This is a genomic window from Mesorhizobium sp. M1428, from assembly GCF_040317515.1.
Taxonomy (GTDB): domain Bacteria; phylum Pseudomonadota; class Alphaproteobacteria; order Rhizobiales; family Rhizobiaceae; genus Mesorhizobium.
Genome location: NZ_JAMYKT010000001.1, coordinates 99,284 through 122,345, shown reverse-complemented (window position 1 = coordinate 122,345; position 23,062 = coordinate 99,284). Strand labels below are relative to the sequence as shown.

The 23,062-nt window shown below is 63.4% G+C and carries 9 protein-coding genes; 2 read left to right on the top strand and 7 right to left on the bottom strand.

What is annotated here, in order from left to right:
- Positions 1–77 precede the first annotated feature (77 nt).
- Entirely contained in the window at positions 78–1,616 is a 1,539-nt protein-coding gene (locus NKG60_RS00585) for a trimethylamine methyltransferase family protein (protein ID WP_352564385.1), read from the bottom strand.
- A 218-nt stretch (positions 1,617–1,834) separates the two neighbouring features.
- Here NKG60_RS00585 and NKG60_RS00580 point away from each other — a divergent pair, with 218 nt between their 5' ends.
- On the top strand, positions 1,835–2,425 hold the full coding sequence (locus tag NKG60_RS00580) for a transglycosylase SLT domain-containing protein (protein ID WP_352564384.1): 591 nt from the start codon (positions 1,835–1,837) through the stop codon (positions 2,423–2,425).
- A gap of 15 nt (positions 2,426–2,440) precedes the next feature.
- Here the strand turns inward: NKG60_RS00580 and NKG60_RS00575 are convergent, their stop codons facing one another.
- The 6 genes from NKG60_RS00575 to NKG60_RS00550 form a co-directional block, all read right to left on the bottom strand.
- Positions 2,441–4,864, bottom strand: a complete 2,424-nt coding sequence (locus tag NKG60_RS00575; RefSeq protein WP_352564382.1) for a dipeptide ABC transporter ATP-binding protein — start codon at positions 4,862–4,864, stop codon at positions 2,441–2,443.
- 64 nt (positions 4,865–4,928) lie between these two features.
- Positions 4,929–6,086, bottom strand: coding sequence for an ABC transporter permease (locus tag NKG60_RS00570; protein ID WP_352564380.1), 1,158 nt, complete (start codon positions 6,084–6,086; stop codon positions 4,929–4,931).
- A gap of 11 nt (positions 6,087–6,097) precedes the next feature.
- On the bottom strand, positions 6,098–7,132 hold the full coding sequence (locus tag NKG60_RS00565; RefSeq protein WP_352564378.1) for an ABC transporter permease: 1,035 nt from the start codon (positions 7,130–7,132) through the stop codon (positions 6,098–6,100).
- A 221-nt stretch (positions 7,133–7,353) separates the two neighbouring features.
- Positions 7,354–9,006: an ABC transporter substrate-binding protein gene (locus NKG60_RS00560; protein WP_352491081.1), complete on the bottom strand. Its 1,653-nt coding sequence runs from the start codon at positions 9,004–9,006 to the stop codon at positions 7,354–7,356.
- Positions 9,007–9,266: 260 nt separating this feature from the next.
- Positions 9,267–15,317, bottom strand: a complete 6,051-nt coding sequence (locus NKG60_RS00555; RefSeq protein WP_352863642.1) for a translocation/assembly module TamB domain-containing protein — start codon at positions 15,315–15,317, stop codon at positions 9,267–9,269.
- Complete coding sequence (locus NKG60_RS00550) at positions 15,317–17,242, bottom strand: autotransporter assembly complex protein TamA (RefSeq protein ID WP_352564374.1); 1,926 nt, start codon at positions 17,240–17,242, stop codon at positions 15,317–15,319. Before NKG60_RS00550 ends, NKG60_RS00555 begins: the two co-directional genes overlap by 1 nt.
- 273 nt (positions 17,243–17,515) lie before the next feature.
- On the opposite strand from NKG60_RS00550, the gene NKG60_RS00545 reads away from it, so the two are divergent.
- Positions 17,516–22,996, top strand: a complete 5,481-nt coding sequence (locus tag NKG60_RS00545) for an alpha-2-macroglobulin family protein (protein WP_352564373.1) — start codon at positions 17,516–17,518, stop codon at positions 22,994–22,996.
- The last annotated feature ends 66 nt before the right edge of the window (positions 22,997–23,062 follow it).

The following is a 23,062-nucleotide window of genomic DNA, read 5'->3' as shown; positions in this document are numbered from 1 at the left end:
CTCGTCATTTCAAAGAGTTGGTTGGGTTTCATGATTCTGTAGGAGAAGAGAATGAATCCAAACAAGAAGAGCGGCGCTTAAGGCTCGCTTTGCCCGATCGCTTCCTTGCGCTTGGCCACATACGCCTCCAGCGCCTCGCGCCTGGAGATTTCCATCACCGGCTCGACATAGTCCTCTAGCGCCTTCTTCCACAGCCTCGTCGCACGCGCCGTGGCGTCGAGCCCACCGGCCTCCTCCCAGGCCTCGTAGTTCTGCCAGTTGGACAGAATCGGCTGGTAGAAGGCCGTGGCGTAGCGCTCCAGCGTGTGTGGCTCGCCGAAAAAGTGGCCGCCGGTCGGAACCGCACCCAGAGCCTCGACGGCAAGCTCGGCCTCGTTGACTTCGATCGGGCGCAAAAACTCCATCATGTGCTGGATCATCTCGACGTCGATGATGAACTTTTCGAACGACGCTGTCAGTCCGCCCTCCTGCCAGCCGGCGGCATGGTAGACGAGGTTGCCATGGCCGAGCACCGCGCCCCACAGCGCCATCAGCGTCTCATAGGCGCCTTGCGCGTCGGCGGCGTTGGAAGCCGAGCCCGGCGTCGTCCGGTAAGGCAGCCTGTAACGCCGCGCCAACTGTCCGGACGCGATATTCGCCTTGGTGTTTTCAGGCGTGCCGAACGCGGGCGCTCCCGATTTCATATCGACATTGGAGGTGAAGGCGCCATACATCACCGGCGCGCCGGGGCGGACGAGCTGCGTCAGCACCACGCCGAACAGCGCCTCGGCATTCTGCTGGGCGAGCGCGCCGGCAAGCGTCACCGGGCTCATCGCCCCCATCAGCGTGAACGGCGTTACCGCCACCGACTGGCCGAACTCGGCCATCGTCATCAGCCCCTCGGCCATCATCTCATCGAAGCGGCGCGGCGAGTTGACCGAAATGATCGTGGTGACGCCGGGATCGTCGCGCATCTCGTCAAGCGTCAGTCCGCGCGCGATTGCCATCATTTCGATGCCGTCGAGCGCCCTGCCGCGGCCGATAGCCGAGACGTGAAAGCTTTTGTCGGTCAGCGTCAGATTGGCGAAATAGGTGTCGAGGTGGCGGGAATTCGCCGGCAGTTCCATCGGCGCGCAGACCTGGTTGCCTAGCATGTGGATGCAGTTGAAATGCTGCGCCAGCCGGACGAGATCGGAATAATCGCGCAAATTGCCGGCACGGCGGCCGCGCTCCATGTCGTGCACATTCGGCGGCCCGGCGACGAGCGTGAAGTTGATGGTATTGCCGCCGAGGTGGACGGCATGGGCGGGATTGCGCGGCGTCAGCGTATAGCTGGACTGCGTCGTCTTCAGCGCTTCCTCAATCATGGCGCGATCGATGCGGACGTTCATCGTGGCATGATCGACCTTGGCCCCGGCCTTCTCGAACAGCGACAGCGCCCGCGGGCTCATCACCTCGATGCCGAAATTCTCAAGAATGTGCGTCGACGCCTGGTGGATCGCCTCGATCTGGTCGGCCGAGAGCATCGCCATCGGCGGATAAGGGTTTGTCACCCGCCTGAGCGGCAGTTGCGGGATGGCGGTCGGTCCCCTGTTGCTGGTTCGCTCGGCGCCGCGCTTGCGTCTTGGTTCGCTCATGCGGCGCATCAAAGCGCTGGCGCGAAGATCGAGCTGTCAAGAATCCGCCACCTGCGGGCGTGATTTTAGCCAAGGCGCCATTCCGGGAATTTCATATCGGTAAAAGCGACAACAAACGTCGGAATGTTCATACTTCCTCAGCGCCAGCCAAAACGGCCGACGAGCCGTTAAGAAACGCCGCAAGATTCCTTTTATGTTTTCAGCCTAATGCTCTTCCGATGCGTAGGTCGAGTTTTAGTAAAATTGTAGCGATTGCCGTGCCGCTGACGCTTTCGGCCTGCGCGACGCCGCCGAACCACATCAACGATGTCTGTGCCGTTTTCGACCAGAATGACGGCTGGTTCGACAATTGGCAGGCGGCGGCACAACGCGCCGAGCAGAAATACGGTGTGCCGGTTCCCGTGCTGATGGCGACGGTGCGCAAGGAATCCGGCTTCAAGAGCAACGCCAGGCCGCCGCGCACCAAGCTGCTGGGCTTCATTCCCTGGAAACATATCTCCAGTGCAACCGGCTTCTCGCAGGCGCTCGACGGGACCTGGGCGCAATACCAGAACGAGACCGGCAGCTGGGCGGCGCGCCGCACCAGGTTTGCCGATGCCGTCGATTTTGTCGGCTGGTATCATTCCAAGACCGCCGACACACTCGGCGTCGCCCGCAACGACACTTACAATCTGTATCTCGCCTACTATCTCGGCTGGAACGCCTATAAGCGCGGTAATCGCGGCGACGCTGACGTGCAGCGCTATGCGCACGCCACCGAGCAGATGGCCCAGGACTACGCCGCGCAGCTACGGCAATGCGCGCCCTAGCGTACTAGCGGCATTTCAGCCGCCCTTGGGTTTGCGCGGCCTGCGCGGAGCGTCCTCTGCCTGCCGTCCATCACCGACCGTCGGCGGCGTGATTGGTGCCACCGCGCTATCGGCAGGGCTTGAGGTCCCGCCGGTCTCTGAAACCTCGTCGCGAATCTCGTGACTTCGGGCTTTGGCGACCGCTTCGGCATTCTCCACTGCCTGGCCCTCGGCATCGGCTTCAACGCTGCCAGTCTTCCCATGCGGGCGCTTGGGCGGATCTCCGGCAAAGCCCGGGCCAACACCGTGGTTTGCATCCTCGGGCACGCCCTCATTCGCGGCGTGCTCCTTGTCGAATTTGATCACCGGCTCCATTTTCGCCAGCACGTCGTCGGACAGCCAGCACAGGCTCATATGGCCGTCGCCGAGATTTTTGACTGGCGGCACCGTAGTTTCGCAAAGATTGTCCGGCACCAGTTTCTTGTAGCCGCAGCGCGTCTGGAACGGACATCCCGAGGGCGGGTTCATCGCTGACGGAATGTCGCCTTCCAGCACGATGTGCCTTTTCACCACGCTGGTATCGGCAATCGGGATCGCCGACAGCAGCGCCTCGGTGTAGGGGTGATAGGGCGGCGAAAATATCTGGTCGGTCGTGCCTTGCTCGACGATATAGCCGAGATACATGACGACGACGCGGTCGGCGATGTAGCGCACCACCGACAGATCGTGGCTGATGAACAGCATCGTCGTCTTGTTCTTGCGCTGGATGTCCATCAAAAGCTCGGTCACCGCCGCCTGGACCGACACATCCAATGCCGAGACCGGCTCGTCGGCCACCACCACCTTGGCGTCGCCGGCAAAGGCGCGCGCCACGCCGATGCGCTGTTTCTGGCCACCTGAAAGCTGGCGCGGCTTGCGTGTCTCGAATGCTCTGGGCAGCTTCACCAGGTCTAGCAATTCCAGCATCCGCTTGCGCCGGTCGGCCACCGTGTTGCCGACATTGAACTTTTCCAGCGTGCGAATGATCTGCGAACCGACCGAATGGCTGGGATTGAGTGTGTCGAACGGATTTTGAAACACCATCTGGATCGACGATACCGTGTCGACGCTGCGCTTCTCGATCCCGGTCGACTGGATCTCCTTGTTGCCGAGCTTGACGCGGCCGGAACTTGCCGTTTCGAGGCCGAGCAGCACCTTGGCCAGGGTCGATTTTCCGCAGCCGGATTCGCCAACGATAGCGACGGTCTCGGATTCGCGCGCCATGAACGAGATCGTCTCATTGGCCTTGACGACACGGCCCTCGCTCGAGCCGAACACTTCGCTGCCGCCGACCTTGTAGTACTTCCTGAGGTCTTCGATTTGGAGCACCGGCGCACCGGGCACCACCCGCTCGTTCACCTTCTTGGCGCCGGGTGGCAGCGCCTCCCAGTCGATCTCGTTGAAGCGCACACAGCGCGAGAAATGCCCGTCATGGCCTTCGACCGCGATCATCGGAATTTCGGCGGCGTTGCAGACGCCCTCGACGAAATGGTGGCAGCGCGGGCCGAAATTGCAGCCCTTCGGCCGCTCGTGCGGTAGCGGCAACTGACCCGGGATGGATATTAGCGGCCGCGAATTCTTGTCGGCGCCCGGCAATGGGATCGAGCGGAACAGGCCTTGCGTGTAGGGATGGCGCATCCGGTCGAAGACGTCCTTGATCTTGCCCGTCTCCACCGCTTCGCCCGAATACATCACCGTGATGCGGTCGCAGGTCTCCAGGATCAGGCCCAGATTGTGCGACACGAAGATCATCGAGGTGCCGAACTTCTCGCCCAGCCCCTTGACCAGGTCGACGATACCGGCCTCAACCGTCACGTCGAGCGCTGTCGTCGGCTCGTCGAGCAGAAGCAGCGCCGGCTTCGACAGCAGCGCCATGGCAATGACGATGCGCTGCTGCTGGCCGCCGGAAAGCTGGTGCGGGTAGGAACGCATCATGCGCTCGGGATCCGGCAGCTTCACCGCGCGCACCATTTCCAAAGCGCGTTTGTAAGCTTCGTCCTTCGACACCTTGTCGTGGATCAGCGGCACTTCCATCAGCTGCTGGCCGACCTTCATCGCGGGGTTGAGGCTGGCCATTGGCTCCTGGTAGATCATGGCGATCTTGTTGCCGCGGATAGCGCGCAGTTCCTCGTCGGACAGTTCTCCCATGTCCTTGCCCTGGAACTTGATCTTTCCGCCGACGATCTTTCCGATGTTGGAGAGGTCACGCATGATACCGAGCGACACGGTCGACTTGCCGCAGCCGGATTCGCCGACAATACCCATCGCCTCGCCAGGCATGACCGTGCAGGAAAAATCCATGACGGCCGGGATCTCGCCCTTGCGGGTGAAGAAGGAGATCGACAGGTTCTCGATCTCGATGATCGGCCCATTGGTCGGCCCATTGGTCGGCTTGGCGGGATTTCGAACTGCCTCATTCATGGGTCGCTCCAATCCTTGTTCTTCAGGCATGTCGGGCCGAACCCGGCATCGATCTTTCCCGGTATCAATCTTTCATCGACTGTTCGCGCAGCGAATCCGCCAGGAGGTTGAGGCCGAGCACGAACGACATCAATGCGATCGTCGGCGGCAGCGCCGGGTGGATGAAGGAGCGCAGCAGCCGGCTGGCATCCTTGATCGCCGTGCCCCAGTCCGGACTTTCCGGCGCCAGTCCCAGCCCGAAATAGCCGAGTGTGCCGAGCAGGATCGTAGTGTAGCCGATGCGCAGGCAGGCGTCGACGATCAGCGGCCCGCGCGCATTGGGCAATATCTCCCACAGCATGATGTACCAGGGCGATTCACCCCGCGTCTGCGCCGCCGCAACATAGTCGCGCGTTTTGATGTCCATGACCAGGCCGCGCACGATGCGGAACACGCCCGGGCTGGAGGCGAACACCACCGCCACGAAGATGTTGAGCTGGTTGGGATCGATATGGATGATCTTGAACGGATCGGCATCGAAGACAAGGCCGGCATAGATCCAGCCGCCAACCACCAACGTCAGGCCAAGCAGGATATAGAGGCGGTCGGGTCGGTTCTTGTAGCGCGTCCAGAACAGCACGCTGAAGAAGATGATCGGAAATAGGAAGAACAGCCCGGCCATCGCGTAGGGGATCGGCGTGTCCATGATGCCCGGCGTCACCAGCAGGTAGAACAGCAGGATCACCGGGAAGGCCAGCACAAGGTTGGCGAGGAAGGACAGCACCGTATCGATCTTGCCGCCATAATAGCCGGCCGGCAGGCCGAGCGTTATGCCGACCATCAGTGCAAAACCGGTCGCCGCCGGCGCGATGATCAGCACGATCTGGCTGCCATAGACCATGCGGGAGAACACGTCGCGGGCGAGCTTGTCGCCGCCGAAATAATATACAAGTTTCGACGCCGGCTCGATCGCGCCCGGCAGCGCGTCCTTCATGATCGGCACTTGGGCGAGCGGATCGAAGGGCGAGATGGTCGACGCGAAGATCGCCGTAAACAGCCAGAACAGGCAGATGCCGACGCCAACGATGCCGACGCCGCTGTCGAAAAGCTGGCCGTAAAGGCCTAGCTTCTTCTTGTAGCCGAAGCTCGTCCCCATCACCAGGGCGAGAGCGATCCAGACCGGCCAGAAGCGGGTAAGCACGCCGAGTACGACGTTGAAGGCGCTGAGATATTCGACCTGCATCCGCCGGTCTCCTATTGAACTCTGATGCGCGGATTGAGGAACGCGTAGCCGACATCGGAGATGAGCTGTGTGATCAGGACGATAAACACCGAGACCAGCGAGCAGCCGAGCAGAAGATCGATGTCGTTGTTGCCGGCGGCCTCGACCAGCGTGTAGCCGAACCCCTGGTAGCGGAACATCACCTCGACGATGACGACGCCGGTGAGCAGCCAGGGAAACTGTAGCATGATGACCGTGAACGGTGCGATCAGCGCGTTGCGCAGAGCGTGCTTTATCACCACGCTGCCGAAGGAGAGGCCCTTGAGCCGGGCGGTGCGGATATACTGTTGCGTCATCACCTCGACCATCGAGGCTCGGGTCATGCGGGCGATGTAGCCGATGCCGTAGATCGCCAGCGTCATCACCGGCAAGGTGAAATTGTAGAAGGTGATGCCCTGGCTGGCCGAGGCCGCCGAACCGTTCAGTACGCCGAGCCAGGAGGCGAAGATGACGGTGAAGATGACGCCCGAAACATATTCGGGCGTCGCCGTCGAGGCGATCGAAGCCACCGACAATGTACGGTCGGTGCGTGAGCCCTCGCGCATGCCGGCGAGGATGCCAATCAAAAGCGAGATCGGCACCATTACGGCCAGCACGCAGAGCATCAGGATGCCGGTGGCACTGAGCGCCGGAAAGAGTTTCGAAGCGACCGTCGTCTTGAACTTGGTCGAGCAACCGAAATCGCCTTGCAGGATGCCGGAGAATGTCGGCACGACCGGATCGTTGCAGAAGGAGAAACGCTGCGCCGGCTTGCCGGTCGCCGGGTCGGTAACCGGCTGCTTGGGCACCACACCCAGCCATTGGCCATAGCGGACAAAGAAATTCTGCCGATAGCCATGGTTGACCAGCCAAGCTTCAAGCTGCTCGGCCGAGGTGTGCATTTCGGTCTGGCTGATCGCCAGCTTTTTCAGATTGGGCCCGAGATTGACCAGGAAAAAGACGATCATCGTCAGACACAGCATCGTCAATGCCATGGTGCCGAGACGCCTGATTACGAAAGAAAGCATGGCGGTCCCCTGCCGGTCGGGTTGGGGGTTCGAACCGGTTTGCAAGCCGTGCCCTGCCGTCAGCGGCAGAACAAGCCTTCAGACCAGTCCCAGATGCAATACCCTTTTTATTGCAGACCCAGGCCGAAGAGTCCGCAACTTTTTGCTGCGCCGACTTCCGGTCCAAGGACCATGCAAAGAGCGAGGGAAAGGGGCGAGACGCCCCTTTCCGGATCGTCCGGTCAGGCCTGTTCGAGCCAGACCTTGCCGTAGTCACGCTCGAAGGTCGGGTGCATCTTGTAGTTCTGCACCGCCTTGACCGAATGGCTGTAGAGCTTGCGCCAATAAGGCTGGATGATAATGCCGGAATCCTGCAGGATCTGCTCGATATCCTTCATCATTTCCTTGCGCTTGGCGGCGTCGGCAACTGCCAGCGCAGCGTTGAGCTTGGCGTCCCACTCCGGATTCGACCAGGCCGTCTCGTTCCAGGCTTCACCTGTGCGATAGCCGATCGCCAGAACCTGGACGCCGAGCGGCCGCATGTTCCAGTTGGTCATCGACAGCGGATACTTCGTCCAGTCGTTCCAGAACGTCGAACCCGGCAGCACCGTACGCTTCACCTTGATGCCGGCGTCGCGCATCTGCGCGGCGATCGCATCGCCTGTGTTCTTGTGCCAATCCTCGTCGACCGTGATCAGCTCGTGCTCGAAATCGGCCTGGCCGGCTTCCGCCATCAGCGCCTTTGCCTTGGCCGGGTCGCGAGCAACCTTCGGCAATTCGTAGTATTCCGGATGGATCGGGGCGACATGGTGGTTTTCGGCAACCGTGCCGGCATTGCCGTAGCCGAGCTGGAGGACGACATTGTTGTCGACTGCGAGCTGCAGGGCGTTGCGAACCTTCTGGTCGCCGTAAGGCTTGTTGGTCACATTGGTGCGACAGACGATCGTCGACGCGGTGACGATCTCCGACTTCACCAGGTCCATGCCGTCGAGGATCGACACATAGTCGGCTGACGTTTCGAAATTGGTATGGACTTCGCCAGCTTCGAAAGCGCTGACCATCGCCGCCGGATCGGTGCCGTAGTCGATGAACTCGATGCCGTCGAGGAAGACGTCACCATCCCACCATTTGTTGTCTTCGCGGCGCTTGTAGACCACTTTCTGGCCGACATCGTAGGAGACGAGCTCGAACGGCCCGGTGCCGATCGGGCAGGACTTGAAGTCGCCGCCTTTTTCGTCGAACGTCTTGTGGACAATGAGGCCGGGATAGTCGCACACGTTGGGAATGAGGGCGATATCCGGCTTGCTGAGCGTCAGCTTGATCGTGTGGTCATCGACCTTGGTCACCGCGCTCTCATCCAGCTTGTCGTCCTTGACCAGAGAACCGAGGCGACCGGGCATGGAATTGCCTTCGGCCTTCTTGTCGGCCCAACGCTTGAGGTTGAAGATGACGTCGTCTGCGGTGAACGGATCGCCGTTGTTCCAGGTGACGCCCTTGCGCACATGCAGCGTGTATTCGGTAGCGTCGTCATTCACGTCCCAGCTCTCCAGCAGATAGGGGCGGAATGTATATTCGGTTGTATATTTGACCAGCGGCTCGAGCGCCTGACGCTCGGCATTGGCGATTTCCGACCAGTCGGACTTGCGCGGATCCTTCGGATCCTTGATCCATTGCGCGACCTTCAATACGCCGCCTTTCTTGCCCTGGACCTCTTCCGCCCTGGCCGGCGTCGGGTCTGCAAGGCCAAGCATGCCATAGGCCATCGCCGTCGACGCGCCGAAGACGCTGGCGAGAGCCAGAAATTCGCGACGATCCATCTTGCCTGCCTTGGCGTCTTCGGCCATGGCTAGGATGTGATCGGGAACGCGGTCGCCGTTACTCTTGTAGATCGTCATGACTAACTCCCATTGTTGGCTTTCTGCCTTTTAACATTCCGCATTCGCGCCATGATGTCAAAGACGGCGCGGATTGGGAACATGCTAAGGAATGTGCAACTTTGAAAGCAGGGCGGTTCGCGCGATAACGACAGTCTTGGCGCAAATTTGCTACTGCGCCAGGGATTTCGTCCGAAATCTCAACGGGCGATTAAACTGGGACATTCGCCGCTGCGCCGCTCGTTCTTCGGAGACCAACTGTCCTGCGCGAACGGCCTGTTTCAATATTCTCGTTCGTAGAAAACACCGCCTTTGGCTTCGCCGGCGTCGGTTGCCTCACCACGCAGCTTGACGCCGCGCCCAACGTCGAGATCGACGGTTGCCTTGCCCGAACCCGGCCTATCGCCCTTCTGGATCGTCACGTAGGTGCGGTCGTTGAGATACTTGCCCGCCGAGACGGCGGTGCCGCCCTGTTCGTCGGTGATTACGTCGAGATCGTCGACGCCGATCGCGCTGCGCAGGTTCTGCAGCAGGGAGGTCGAGCCGCCGACGCCGGCCAGTTGTCCGGCAGCCTCGGCAAGCTGCGCGATCTGCAGCGGCGACAGGTTCGACATCGAACGGCCGAAGATCAGCTGCGCCAGCACCTCGTCCTCCGGCAGCGCAGGTACCGAGGAGAAGCTGAATTTCGGGTTGTTCGCCTCGCCCGACACCACGATGGTCACGGTGGCGCTGGTCGTCTTCGATTGCGCCGTAAGGTTGAGGTAGGGCACCAGAGAGCCGGAGAAGCCGACTGTGCCTTCGGTGAAGGTCAGCCGCTTGGCAAGGATCGTCAGCCGCCCGCGCCGCAAGGTGAAGGTGCCGATCGCCTGGGGTGACGATGCCGGACCGGTCAGCCGCAGCGAACCGCCGAGCTCGGCGTCGACACCCCTGCCCTGGATGAAGATCTGGCTCGGCGCATTGACCGTGACGTCGAGGTTGAGGCCGCTGCCTCCACTGCCGTTGCTTGCTGCGGCCGGGCGCAACGCCTTGTCCTGCGCACGCACGGCGGCCGGCGCATTCTTGTGCTTGACGTTGAGCTCGGCCAGCGAACCGGGCAGCTTTTCGGGTACGGTGATGACGGTCTTGGCCAGATTGACGGTACCGGAAATCACCGGCGCGGAGGTGAGCGGTCCCTTGACGGTCAGGTCGCCGCCAAGATTGGCGGTGACCACCTTGCCGTCGGTATAGCGGCCGTCGACGAGCTTGATCGACAGATCGGCCGGAAAGCCCTTAGCCGGATCGATGCCGACGGTGCCGCTGGCCGAAAGGCTGCCGCGCGTCGACGGCGTGCCGGTCAGGCGATTGATCCTTGCCACGCCGCCACCGATGGCGACGTCGGCAGTGATGTCGTTGATCGCAAGCCCCGAGCGCGCGTCGAGCAGGCGGGCGCCTGACGTGCGGACTGTGCCTGAGATCACCGGCGACGTCGCCGGGCCGCGCACCTGCAGATCGACGTCGGCCGTGCCGCTCAAGGACAGGCCTTGTGCGGCGAGTGTCCTGGTGAGAAAGGCGAACGGCACCTTGCCGGAAAAATTGAGATCAAGGGTGGGCGCGCCTGATGTCGTCATCGTGCCGCCGCCCTTGAGGCCGAGGCCAGCGGCATCGCTCATGTTGGCGTCGAACGTCAGTCTGTTGCCCGAATACGTACCTGAGGATGAAACGCCCATGCCGCCGAAACCTGCACCACGGGTCTGCGACGTCTGAACGCCTGCGGCGTCAATCTTGAAGGCAACGGCCGGATTGGCCGGCACGCCCGTCACCTTCACAGTGCCCGAGATGGAACCGGCGGCATCGAGGCCCGGCGAAAAACTGTTGGCTATCGAGATCGGTACGCGCGCCAGCGTCGCGTTGAGGTCGAGCGCTTGCCCAGCCTTGCCCGTGACCGTCGCCGTGCCGCCGCCGAGGTTGAGCACCAGCCTGTCGAGGCTGGTCACTCCATTAGCGATGTTGATGGTCGAGGCCTGGGCGATGGCCGCCTTGATGCCGCGGATGGTCGCCTCGCCGGAGGCAAGTTCGACCGTCGTCGTACCCTTGACTGCCTTGACCCGGCCGGCGGCCTTCAGCGGAATATCCTTGACGGAGGCGCCACCGGAAAAGCCGGTCCATTCGCCGTCGCGCTTGAGATCGACGTTGACGCCCCGAATAGCCGTGCCGCCGGAAGTTACGCTCTCGGCACGGATTTTGCCCGAGATCACCGGTGCCGCCAGATAGTTGGCGATCAGCGCATCGATGCTCACGGCCTTGGCCGAGACATCGCCGCGCGAGATCGAGGCCGTTGTCGCCTTGACGGCGACCTGTGGCACGGTGCCCGCCTTGGAGAAGGCGATCGTGCCGCGTACATCGCCATCGGCCTTTTCCAGTGCCAGGGCCGCAAGCGGACCGATATCGGGCAGGTCGAGTGCCACGGTGCCGGCTGGCACAAAGGCATCGTCGAGCGCCAGGTCGCCGGAGACACGGTTCTTGCCGAGCGACAGCAAAAGCCCGTTGATGGCGCGTTTGCCGTCCGATGTCGCCAGCACAGCGCTGCCCTGCAGCGGTTGGCCGCCGACATTTCCGGTGAGTTGCACATTCGCAGCCGGGTTGGCGGCATCAGCCTTGCCGGTGGCGGTGAGCTTCAGCCCGGTGATCTCGCGTGCGGCCACCGAAAGCTTGTCGCTGTTGACAGTCAGCGACAGATCCGGCGCGGTGCTGGCGCCTTGCGCATTCAGCGCGAAAGAAATGGCGCCTTGAGCGTCCTTGGATAGCAGCGAGACGTCGCCCAGCGCGCCTTTGACGTCGGCGCTGAGCTTGTTGTCGGCAAGGCTCGCCTGCCCGCCTGCCGTCAGCGAACCAGACGACAGCCTGACTGTGTTGGCGATGACATTGCCGTTGGCGTCACGCTTCAGCGCGGCACTGAATTGCGTTCGCTCGGCGAGCACGCCACGCACCGCCCCCGGCAGTGCCGCCGAGGCGGCGTCCGCCTTGACATTGAGGTCGATGGCGCCGTCGGCCAGCGAGACCCGCCCGTTGAAGCCGCTGTTCAACGCGTCGCTGGTCACCGTGCCGCTATCGACGACGATGGCATCGGCGGCAAGGCTGCCGGCGAGTTTGGCGGTGACCTTGCCGGCGATCAGCGGCGCGATGGTCGGATTGTCGAGGCCGATTTTTTCAGCGATCACCGAGCCGGAGATCGGCCCGCTCCGGGCTTTCACGTCGAAGCGGTCGGAGTGCAGCGCAAGCGTGATGCCCTCGATCTTAGCTAGATTGGTGGCGGCCGATGGCAGCGTCGCGGAGATGTCGAGCTTCGGCTGGGTGCCCTGCCCGGCCGCCTTCAACGACAGTGCCTGCAGCTCGAGCTTGATCGGGCTCGCCTTGCTGCCGAGCGACAGCGGCAGACTCGGGCCGGTGGATGCGAGGTCGAGCGAGAAATCGCTGGCGCCATTCGGATTGATGGTGCCGGCTGCCTTGCCGGAGATTTTCTCGCCGGCAAGCGTCGCCTGCTCGATGGCGAGGCCGCTGGCCGACGAGAAATGGCCTGCCGCATCGAGATTGAGCGGCCCGAGCCCAGCCTGCCGGGTCTGGCTGGTTTCGGCGCCGCTGAGCCGGGCGTTGAAGCGAATATCTGGGGCAGCCGACGATCCCGTGACCTGCGCGGTGCCGCTGAGCGCGCCCACGGCATCGAGGCCTGGTGAAAAATCATTGGCAAGTGCTGCCGGCAGCGCCGACAAGGTGGCAGCGAGATCGAGCGTCTGGCCAGCCGTACCCGACACAGCAACCGAACCGCCGCCGACACCGAGCGCCAGTTTCTCTATGCTCACCATGCCATTGGCGATTGTTAGCGCCGATGGCTGCGCGATAGCTGTCTTGATGCCGCGGATGGTCGCCTCGCCCGAGGCAAGCTCGATGCTGGTGGTGCCGTTCGCCACCCTGACCCGCCCGGACGCGCTGGCCGGAATGCTGGCGACCGTGGCGCCGCCGGTAAAGCCGGTCCAGTCGCCATTGCGCTTCAGGTCGACATCGATGCCGCTGATCACCGTGATTCCGGAGGTGATCGAGTCGGCCTTGATCTTGCCGGAGATTGCCGGTGCACTGAGATAATTGGCGACCAGCGCGTTGACAGCGATTGTCTTTGCCGCCAGTTCGCCGCGCGAGACCGCGGTGCTCGTCGCATCGATCGCGACCGTCGGCGCTCCGTCGTCGTTCGCAAAGCGGATGGTGCCGCGCACGTCGCCGGCTACCGTTTGGCCGGCAAGTCTGGCCAGCGGAGCAATATCGGCGGCATCGAGGGTCAACGTGCCGAGCGGCAGCAGGTTGTCGTCGAGCCCGAGGTCGCCGGAGACCCTGTTGTCGGCCAACGAGACGGCAAGTCCATTGATGGAGCGCTTGCCGTCGGTTGTTACCAGCGATGCCTTGAGGTCGAGCGGCTGGTCGTCGACCGAGCCGGTCAGCGAGACATCGGCGGCGGGACTGGCGATATCGGCCTTGCCGCTCGCACTCAGCTTGATCTGCTTCACAGCATGACCGGACGCCGTCAGGCTGTCGCTGTTGGCCGAAACCGAGAAATTCGGTGCGCTGCGCGCGCCGCTTGCGGTCAGCGCGAAACCGACCGCGCCGCCGACCTTGGCGCCGACCAGCGGCGACAGCACCGACACGTCGCCCAGCGTGCCTTTGATATCGGCCCGGATATCGGTGCCCTGCGCACTGGCGGTGCCGCTGGCGCTAAGCGTGCCTGAGGTGAGTTGCAATGCGTTGGCGGCGAACGCACCATCCGGGTCGCGTGTCGCGGTTGCGGAAAACTGCACGCGCTGGCCGAGAACCGAGCTGATCTGGGGCGGCAGCGCCGTCGAGGCCGCGTCGGCATTCATTTTGAGCGTCATCGACAGATCGGCAAGCGCTACTGTGGCCGTCACGGACGCATTGAGGGCGTCGCTGCGCAGCGTGCCTTCGTCGACGACGACCTGTTCCTTGCTGACCGAGCCGGCGAGACCGGCGCTGACCCTGCCCGTTACCAGCGGCGCCAAGGTCGCGACGTCGGTGTTCAGGCCGGCCGCCGTCAGCTTGATGGTGACGGGCCCGCTACGGTTCTGGATGTCGAAGCCGTCGGAATGCACTTGCCCGATCAGGTCGTCCACCCGCGTGCCGCCCGCCACCACCGAGACCAGCGACGCGCCGATATCCACCATCGGCGCCTTGCCATCGCCGAAAGCGCGGGCCGTGGCATCCTTGATCGCCACGGTTATCGGCTGCGCCTCGCTGCCGAGGCTGAGCACGATCGGCGGCCCCTTTGCGGCGAGCTTCACCGAAAGGTCGCTGGTGCCGTTCGGATCGACAATGCCAGCGGCGGTAGCGTGGATGGCGCCGCTGTCGATATTGGCGCGCTCGACATCGACGCCGCCGGCCGCGGTCGCTGTGCCGGCGAGGTCGAAGCTGGTCTTGCCGGCAAACAGCGGTTTCAGGGTTTCGGGCAGGAAGCGCTCGAATTCGCCATCGCCATTGGCCTCGACATAATGACCCTTGTCGGTGAGTTGATGGCGACCGGTAAGCTGGGTGACGATCCGGCCGTCGACAACGAAGGTCCCGATGCCATTCCAGTTGGCGAGCGGTCCGGTGCCGGAAACGACAATGTTGACCGGCGGCGCGCCCGGCAGGTTGAGCAGGTTGGCGATGATGCCGCCGGCCGGCTCGGATGCCTTAAGGTCGAGATCGAGTTTGTTGTCGGCCGGCGCGAAATGGGCTTTGGCGTCGACCATGCCTTGCTTGCCGTCATGGCGAACGATCTTGAGGTTGGTCTCGATCGCCAACGGTGAGGCGTCCGCCTTGAGTGCCCCCTTGGCTGCAAGTTCGGCGACACCGCTGCCGGCCAGAGCCTGCCCGAGCGCGATTTCGGGAAGGTCGAGTTGCCTGACGTCGATGGAAACCGGCAGCGTCGTCGCTCCGCCTTGGCTCGGCTGTGTACTGGCCACCGGCAGCCTTGCCAACTCGATACGCTCTGCCCCGATGCGATCGGCGCTGAAGCTCTTCGACAGGAGTGCCAGCGGCGACCAGTCGACGGCCACCTTGCGTGCCACCATCCAGGCGCCTTCGCGATCCTCCAGAACGACATGATCGACCCTCAGCGCGCCCGACCAGATGCCGTCGATGCCGACGACAGTGACCTTGCGATCACCGGTCGAGGCCATGGTCGAGATGATGCCGGCAAGGTTTTCGCGGCCGCCCTCGGTTTTGGTCAACACGACGAGCGCCCCCACCGCCGCTGCCGCGACGATGAGCAGCGTGTAGAAAAGGATACGGAGGATGCGCTTGAATATTGCCATCAGAATGCCTGGCCGATGCCGGCATAAATGCCGAAATGAGGATCGTCGGGGCCGCGGTTGAGCGGCACTGCCGCGTCGATGCGCAGCGGCCCGAACGCCGTCAGATAGCGCAAGCCTACACCCGCGCCGACCTTCATGTCTGAAAAATCGGGGACCTGCCTGGTCGACACCGTGCCGGCATCGACGAACGGCACGACGCCGATCTTGTCGGTGACGGCGATGCGCATTTCGACCGAGGTCTCGAAGAAGGAAAGCCCGCCGATCGGCTCTCCGTTGCTGTCCTTCGGGCCTATGCCTTGATAGGCATAGCCGCGCACCGAACCGCCGCCGCCTGAGTAGAAGCGTCGATCTGCCGGAACATCTTGAAGACCGGCGCCGATGATCGAGCCGATGGCGACACGTTCGGCGAAAACGAATTTCGAGGCCGAATCGAGCGACTGGTAGGCCGACCCCTCGCCCTTCAGCTTGACGAACGCAGCCCCGCTCAAAATGTCGTAGCTCGGCTCGCCATAGGCCAGCACCCTGAAGCCGCGGGTCGGATTGAGCTTGCTGTCGCGATTATCGTAGACATATTGCAGTGGAATGCTGGCGATCAGATAGGTGTGCTTGCCGAAAGCGTCGTGGATCCTCGAATAGTCCAGCGCGACTTGCGCGGAAACCGTCTGCTTCTTGTCGAGTTCGTAGGATAGGCCGGTGCTGCCCTTGACCGAGAAATGGTCGTAGGCGTCGGGGTGCTCCAAAACGGTATTGACGCTGGCAATGAATTTCGACGCCGGCCCGACGACGCCCGGCTTTTCGAACATGACGCCGGCATTGTAATTGAGCTGGGTCAAGTCGTTGCTGCCGATGCCGCTGATCTTGCCGTCGATGCGCAGCTTTTCGGCGCGGCCAAACAGATTGCGGTGCCCCCAATAGCCTTCGAGGCCCAGCCCTTCGGTATTTGAGAAGCTGCCGCCAATGCCGAAATAGCGTGGCTTGCGTTCGCTGACCTCGACACCGATCGGGATATTGCCCTCGGCGTCGAGCGCGTCGGCTTCCTTCACCGTCACGCTGTTGAAGACCTCGAGCCCGAGCAGCCGGTCGCGCGCATCGTCGATCTCATCGGGCGAATACTGGCGGCCGCGCTTCAGGCCGGTCATATATTCGGTGAAGTCGCGGTCGACCTTTTCGGTGCCCTCGACAGTGGTGTCGCCATAGCCGGCGACCGGCCCGGCCGCGACGGTGAGCGTCACGTCGAGCGTCGAACCGGCGTGCTCGGCGACGATCTCGCGGCCCGTCACCTTGGCCAGCGGCCTGCCTTCTTGCTTGAGTGCCCGCACGATCGCCGCCTCGGCCTTGAGCACGGCGCCCGAACTGGCGTCACCCCCGGCGATCAGGCCGAAATCGGCACTTGCCAGCCCCGCCGCATCGCCTTTCAGCCTGATGTTGCCAAGCGTGAATTTCGGCCCGGCCGCTATGCTGATCACCACCGGTATCGGCTGCGGACCCGAAAACTCGGCATCGGGCGGCAGATCGTCGAGCGGCTTGCCCTGAATAGTGATGGTGACGACACCCTCGTAGCGGGCGTCCGCGTAGAGCGCGGCGACAAGTTGCTCACGGTCGCTGCGCGCCTTGGCCAGCAGGCCGAGAGAACCGGATACCGGGTGTTCCTCGTCGGCCTTCAGCGCCGAGGCGTTTTCGAGCTTCTCGACGAGATCCTTGTCGGCGTCCGGCGCCTCGATCGTCACCGCATAGCGCAGCGGGTCGACGATATCGGCATCTTCGTCTTTGGATCCCCACAGCTTGATGCCGAAAATCTCGAAGGCTGCCGCACTTCCGGTTTCGGCAACAAGTGCCGTCGAGCACAACAATGCGAAAAGCAGGGCGCGCGAAAGCGCGCGCCGTGGCGCGGTTCCTCCCGACATCTGCCTTTCATACGCCGGCATTACGCTCCTAGCCTAACCCGCAAACCTAAAATTGGAATGAAGTTCTGAAGCACTCGTAAAGGGGCCACAATCCAATTGCTGAAATAGACAGGGCTTGGAACTCACACCTTCTGCGTCGCCGCAAGAAAGCGTGATCCCCTGTCCTATGGAGCTACTACCGGTCATCGGCCGGAAAGCAAACCGTTGGCAGGCGGATCCTGCCGCGTCCTGATGTTGACAAGCGCGACTGAAGCTTGAACATTTCTGGACGTAAGCACTTGTCTGGAGGGGTTTATGGCAATGCGCGCGGCTCGTGGTCTATCGATTCTTTTCCTTCTCTTTTTTGCCTGGAGCGGTGTCGCGCAAGCGGCCGAAGCCCGGCGGGTGGTGACATCGGACAATTCCGATTATTTCGGTTTCGATCTCAGATCCGACCAGAATGTCAGCCTCGACCAGTGCAAGACCACCTGCCTCGGCGACCCGGCCTGCCGCGCCTTCACCTACAACCTCAAGGCCAAATGGTGCTTCCTTAAATCCGATTACAATTCGTTGAAACCCTTCGGCGGCGCCGTCGCCGGCAAGGTCGTCAACATCGATGGCGATCCCGACATCGGCGCGCCACCCGAACTCGCCTTCTTCCCCAACTGGATGGCCGACCAGGCCCAGCAGTACCGCAACAAGCTCACTAGCCCGACCTACGTCAAGCCGACCGAGGGGCTGACGGCGCTGAGGGCCGCCGCCGAACAGTCGGCGCTGACGGGCGATCATCGCTCGGCCATGAACAAATACGAGGCGGCGGTTTCGGTGTTGCCTGATGATGGCCAGCTCTGGCTCGAGCTGGCGCGCGAAACGCTTGCCGTCCATCCGACCGCCAACAGTTCGGAGCCGTCGACGCTGCCGGCGAACGCCACTTCCGCCGCCTTCAACGCCTACAAATTGCTGCGCACCACAAAGACGCGCGCCGACGTGCTGGCCCTGCTCGGGGACGGCCTTGATCGCCGCGATCTCTACAGGCCGGCCCTGCAGGCCTACGAGGCGAGTCTCGCTCTCGTCAATTCGCCGGGAGTCAGGGCCGCCTACCAGGATCTCAAGGCCCGCAAGGGGTTCCGCGTCATCGATCATACCGTCGATGCCGACACCAGCGCGCCACGCATCTGCGCGCAGTTCTCCGAGGAACTGGTCAAGACCGGCGTCGATTACTCGCAGTTCGTTACCGTCGACAACGCCGCTCCCAAGGGCGTCGACGCCAAGGACAAGCAGATCTGCGTCGAAGGGCTCGAGCACGGCCAACATTATGACGTGACCTTCCGCGCCGGTCTGCCGGCCGCCATTGGCGAGGTCACCGCGGCACCGGTGGTTCTGTCGATCTACGTGCAGGACCGCGCGCCTTCGGCCCGCTTCACCGGCGACAGCTTCGTGCTGCCCGCCGGCGCACGCCGCGGCATACCGGTCGTCACCGTCAACATGAATGCCGCCGAAATGAAGCTCTTCCGCATCGGCGACCGCTCGCTGGCCCAGCTTCTGTCGGGATATCAGTTCCTGCGCCAACTCGACGGCTACGATATTTCGAACATCTCCGAACAGATGGGCGAGCCGGTCTGGCAAGGCCAGCTCGACATCGCCAACGACCTCAACAAGGAAGTCACCACCTCCTTCCCCATCGACGAGGCGTTGCCGAAGCGCAAGCCCGGCGTCTATGTGCTGACCGCACAAGCCGTCGACGATCGCAGCGACGACTATGATTCGCACGCCACGCAATGGTTCGTCGTCTCCGATATCGGCCTGTCGACCTATACCGGACAGGATGGGCTGAATGTCTTTGCCCGTTCGCTCGCAACCGCCAGACCGATCGCCGGCGCCGAGCTGACGCTGCTGGCCAGAAACAATGAAATCCTCGGCACCGCGACCACCGACGCGGAAGGGCGGGCGGTGTTCAATCCCGGCCTGACGCGCGGCGACAGCGGCATGGCCCCGGCCGTGCTGATGGCCAAACAGGGCGACGACGATTTCGTCTTCCTCGATATGGGCCGGGCCGGCTTCGACCTGTCCGACCGTGGCGTCGCCGGACGGCCGGCACCTGGCGCGCTCGACGTCTATGCCTGGACCGAGCGCGGCATCTACCGCGCCGGCGAAGATGTCCATGTCGCGGCCCTTGCCCGCGACAGTGCCGCCAAGGCGGTCGAGAATCTGCCGCTGACCTTCATCTTCTCGCGGCCCGACGGCGTCGAGGACCGCCGCATCGTCAGCGATGGCGCATCGGCCGGCGGTCACGCGGTCGACCTGCCGCTGGAACCCAACGCCATGCGCGGCACCTGGACGGTGGCGATCCATACCGATCCCAAGCAGGCGGCAGTCGCCAGCCAGATGTTCCTGGTCGAGGACTTCGTACCGGATCGCATCGAGTTCGACCTGTCCTCCGACAAGCAGGAGATCGCCCAGGGCGAGACCGCCAACATCACCGTCGACGGCCGCTTTCTCTACGGCGCGCCGGCGGCGGGCCTCGCGCTCGAAGGCGAATTGACGCTGTCGACCGGCCGCGACTGGGACCGCTTCAAGGGCTATTCCTTCGGTCTGGCCGACGAACAGTCGGCCGAACCGACGGTGACGCCCTTCACCGGCCTGCCGGTGGTCGGCGAGGACGGCAAGGCGACCTTCCCGGTTTCCGTCGATCAATTGCCATCCACCACCAAGCTGGTCGATGCAAAGGTCACGGTCAGGATGCGTGAAACCGGCGGCCGTGCGATCGAGCGCTCGCTGAACATCGGCATACGCCCGCAGGGCCACATGATCGGCATCCGCCCGGATTTCGACGACGACGAGGTGCCGCAAGGCGGCACGGCCAAGTTCAGCCTGATCGCTGTCGACCCAGACGGCAAGCGTGAGGCGCTGAAGGGCGCGCAGTGGTCGCTGGTCAAGGTGGAGCGTAGCTACCAGTGGTACCGCTCGAGCAACTCCTGGAACTATGAGCCGGTCACCTTCACCAAGGCGGTGGCCAACGGCCAGGTCGACCTGAGCACCGATGGCGAGGCGACGGTGTCGCTGCCGGTCGACTGGGGCCGCTACCGGCTCGAGATCGAGACAGCGGATCCGGAAGGCCCGGCCACCAGTTACGAGTTCGACGCCGGCTGGTATGTCAGTTCCACCACCACCGAAACGCCCGACGGCCTCGAGATCGCCCTCGACAAGGATACCTATGCGGCGGGTGAAGTGGCCAAGCTCAAAGTGTCGCCGCACTTTGCCGGCGAGCTGCTCGTCACCATCGGCGCCGACAAGCTCCTGAAGACCGTCACCGCCAGCGTGCCGGCCGGCGGCAGCACCGTCGATATCCCGGTCGGCGACGACTGGGGTGCCGGCGCCTACGTCACGGCAACGCTGTTCAGGCCGGGCGATGCGCAAGAGACACGCATGCCGGCGCGCGCCATCGGCGTCAAATGGCTGAAGCTCGATCCCGGCTCGCGCAAGCTTGCCGTCAGCCTGGCGCCGCCGGACAAGACCATGCCGCGCCAGCAGCTGTCGATCCCGGTCGCCGTTGCCGGCGTGCAGCCCGGCACCAACGCCTATGTCATGATCGCGGCCGTCGACGTCGGCATCCTCAACCTGACCAACTACAAGGTGCCGGATCCGGAGAACTGGTTCTTCGGCCAGCGCATGCTCGGTCTCGAGGTTCGCGACATCTATGGCCGGCTGATCGACGGCTCGCTGGGCACAACCGGTAAGCTGCGCACCGGCGGCGATGGCGCCAACATGCAATCGCAAGGCAGTCCGCCGACCGAAAAGCTGGTCGCCTTCTTCTCCGGCCCGGTCCAGCTCGATGCCGACGGCAAGGCGCGGATCGACTTCGACATTCCGCAGTTCAACGGCACCGTGCGCGTCATGGCCGTCGCCTGGACCAAGGAGGCCGTCGGCCATGCCCAGTCCGACGTCATCGTGCGCGATCCGGTGGTGATCACCGCCGGCCTGCCGCGCTTCCTGGCGCCCGGCGATTCCGCCGTCATGCGGCTCGACGTCTCCGACACCGACGGCCCCGCTGGCGACTACAAGCTGACCATCGACACGACGGGCGACCTGTCTACCGGCAGTGCCGCCTTGCCTGAAAAGCTGACGCTGGCCAAAGGCAAGCGGCAGACACTGACCGTACCATTGATTGCGCAGACTGCGGGCAACGCCTCGATCACCATCAAGCTTGCGCATGCCGACGGCACCGCCGTCGAGCAGACGCTCTATGTGCCGGTGCGCCCGGCGCAACTGCCGGTGACCACCCGCATGGTCGTCGACCTCAAGGGCAATGGCGGCGCGCTGCGCGTCGACAAGGAACTGCTGGCGGCAAGCCTGCTCGATGGCGCTTCGGTCAGCGTCGGGGTTTCGCAGGCGGCTGCCTTCGATGTGCCGTCGCTGCTGATGACGCTCGACCGCTATCCCTATGGTTGCGCCGAACAGACCACCAGCCGCGCCATGCCGCTTCTCTACGTCAACGAGATGGCTTCCGGCATCGGCATGGCCAGCGACCCCGATCTGCATGGCCGCGTCCAGGACGCCATCTACAAGGTGCTGAGCTACCAGGCCTCGGCCGGCAGCTTCGGCCTGTGGGGTCCGGGTTCCGGCGATCTGTGGCTCGACGCCTATGTCACCGATTTCCTGACCCGAGCACGCGAGCAGAAATACGACGTGCCGGCTCTGGCGATGAACCAGGCGCTGAGCAATCTGCAGAACGCGATCGGCTACGATCAGGACGTCCAGGATCGCGGCAGCGAGATCGCCTATGCGCTTTATGTGCTTGCCCGCAACAAGAAGGCCTCGGTCGGCGATCTGCGTTATTATGCCGACACCCAGCTCGAAGCCTTTACCAGCCCGATGGCCGTTGCCCAATTGGCGGCGTCTCTCGCGCTCTACGATGACACCCAGCGCTCGGAGGCAACCTTCCAGGCCGCGCTGCAGCTGGCCAAGTCGACGCCCGAGTATGACTATTACCGGTCCGACTATGGCTCGCCACTGCGTGACGGCGCGGCGATCCTGGCGCTTGCCGCGGAAAGCAAGCCGGTGCCGACCATCGTGCCGGCGCTGATCCAACTGGTGACCAGGGAACGCGCCGACGCCAGGTGGACCAGCACGCAGGACGAGTCCTGGATGCTGCTGGCGGCCCGCGCGCTGAAGGCCGGCAATGATTCGATCGCGCTGACCGTCAACGGCGCACCGCACGCCGGCGGTTATTCGGACCAGATCGCCGGCAGCGACCTGGCCGACAGTCCGCTGACCATCGTTAATACCGGCAGAAATCCGCTGCAGGCGGTCGTCACCACCGTGGCCTCGCCGATCCAGCCTCTGCCGGCCGGCGGCAATGGCTTTACCATCAGCCGTACCTACTACAGGCTCGACGGCACAGAGGCCAACGTGACGGAGGTCAAGCAGAACGAACGCTATGTCGTCGTGCTCAAGGTTTACGAGCAGAACACCTGGCCTTCGCGCCTGCTGATCACCGACCTGTTGCCGGCCGGCTTCGAGATCGACAATCCGGGCCTGGTTTCCAGCGCCCAATTGACGAACTTCTCCTGGCTGGCGCAGACCGATGCCGCCCATCTCGAATTCCGCGACGACCGTTTCGTTGCGGCATTCAATCCGAACGACGGCGACGGCGACCGCAATATCACGCTCGCCTACGTCGTGCGCGCGGTGACGCCGGGCACCTACGCCCACCCGGCAGCAACGATCGAGGACATGTACCGGCCGCAATATTCGGCCCGCACCGCCACCGGCATGATGGAGGTCAAGGCGCCGTAAAGGCACCGTTGGTGACGATCATGAACAGAACGCTGGTGCTGCCCCTCATCCGCCTGCCGGCACCTT

Excerpts from the sequence above, each read along its gene's own strand:
- NKG60_RS00585 (WP_352564385.1), bottom strand. The coding sequence starts at position 1,616 with ATGAGCGAACCAAGACGCAAGCGCGGCGCCGAGCGAACCAGCAACAGG.
- NKG60_RS00580 (WP_352564384.1), top strand. The coding sequence starts at position 1,835 with ATGCGTAGGTCGAGTTTTAGTAAAATTGTAGCGATTGCCGTGCCGCTG.
- NKG60_RS00575 (WP_352564382.1), bottom strand. The coding sequence starts at position 4,864 with ATGAATGAGGCAGTTCGAAATCCCGCCAAGCCGACCAATGGGCCGACC.
- NKG60_RS00570 (WP_352564380.1), bottom strand. The coding sequence starts at position 6,086 with ATGCAGGTCGAATATCTCAGCGCCTTCAACGTCGTACTCGGCGTGCTT.
- NKG60_RS00565 (WP_352564378.1), bottom strand. The coding sequence starts at position 7,132 with ATGCTTTCTTTCGTAATCAGGCGTCTCGGCACCATGGCATTGACGATG.
- NKG60_RS00560 (WP_352491081.1), bottom strand. The coding sequence starts at position 9,006 with ATGACGATCTACAAGAGTAACGGCGACCGCGTTCCCGATCACATCCTA.
- NKG60_RS00555 (WP_352863642.1), bottom strand. The coding sequence starts at position 15,317 with ATGGCAATATTCAAGCGCATCCTCCGTATCCTTTTCTACACGCTGCTC.
- NKG60_RS00550 (WP_352564374.1), bottom strand. The coding sequence starts at position 17,242 with ATGCCGGCGTATGAAAGGCAGATGTCGGGAGGAACCGCGCCACGGCGC.
- NKG60_RS00545 (WP_352564373.1), top strand. The coding sequence starts at position 17,516 with ATGGCAATGCGCGCGGCTCGTGGTCTATCGATTCTTTTCCTTCTCTTT.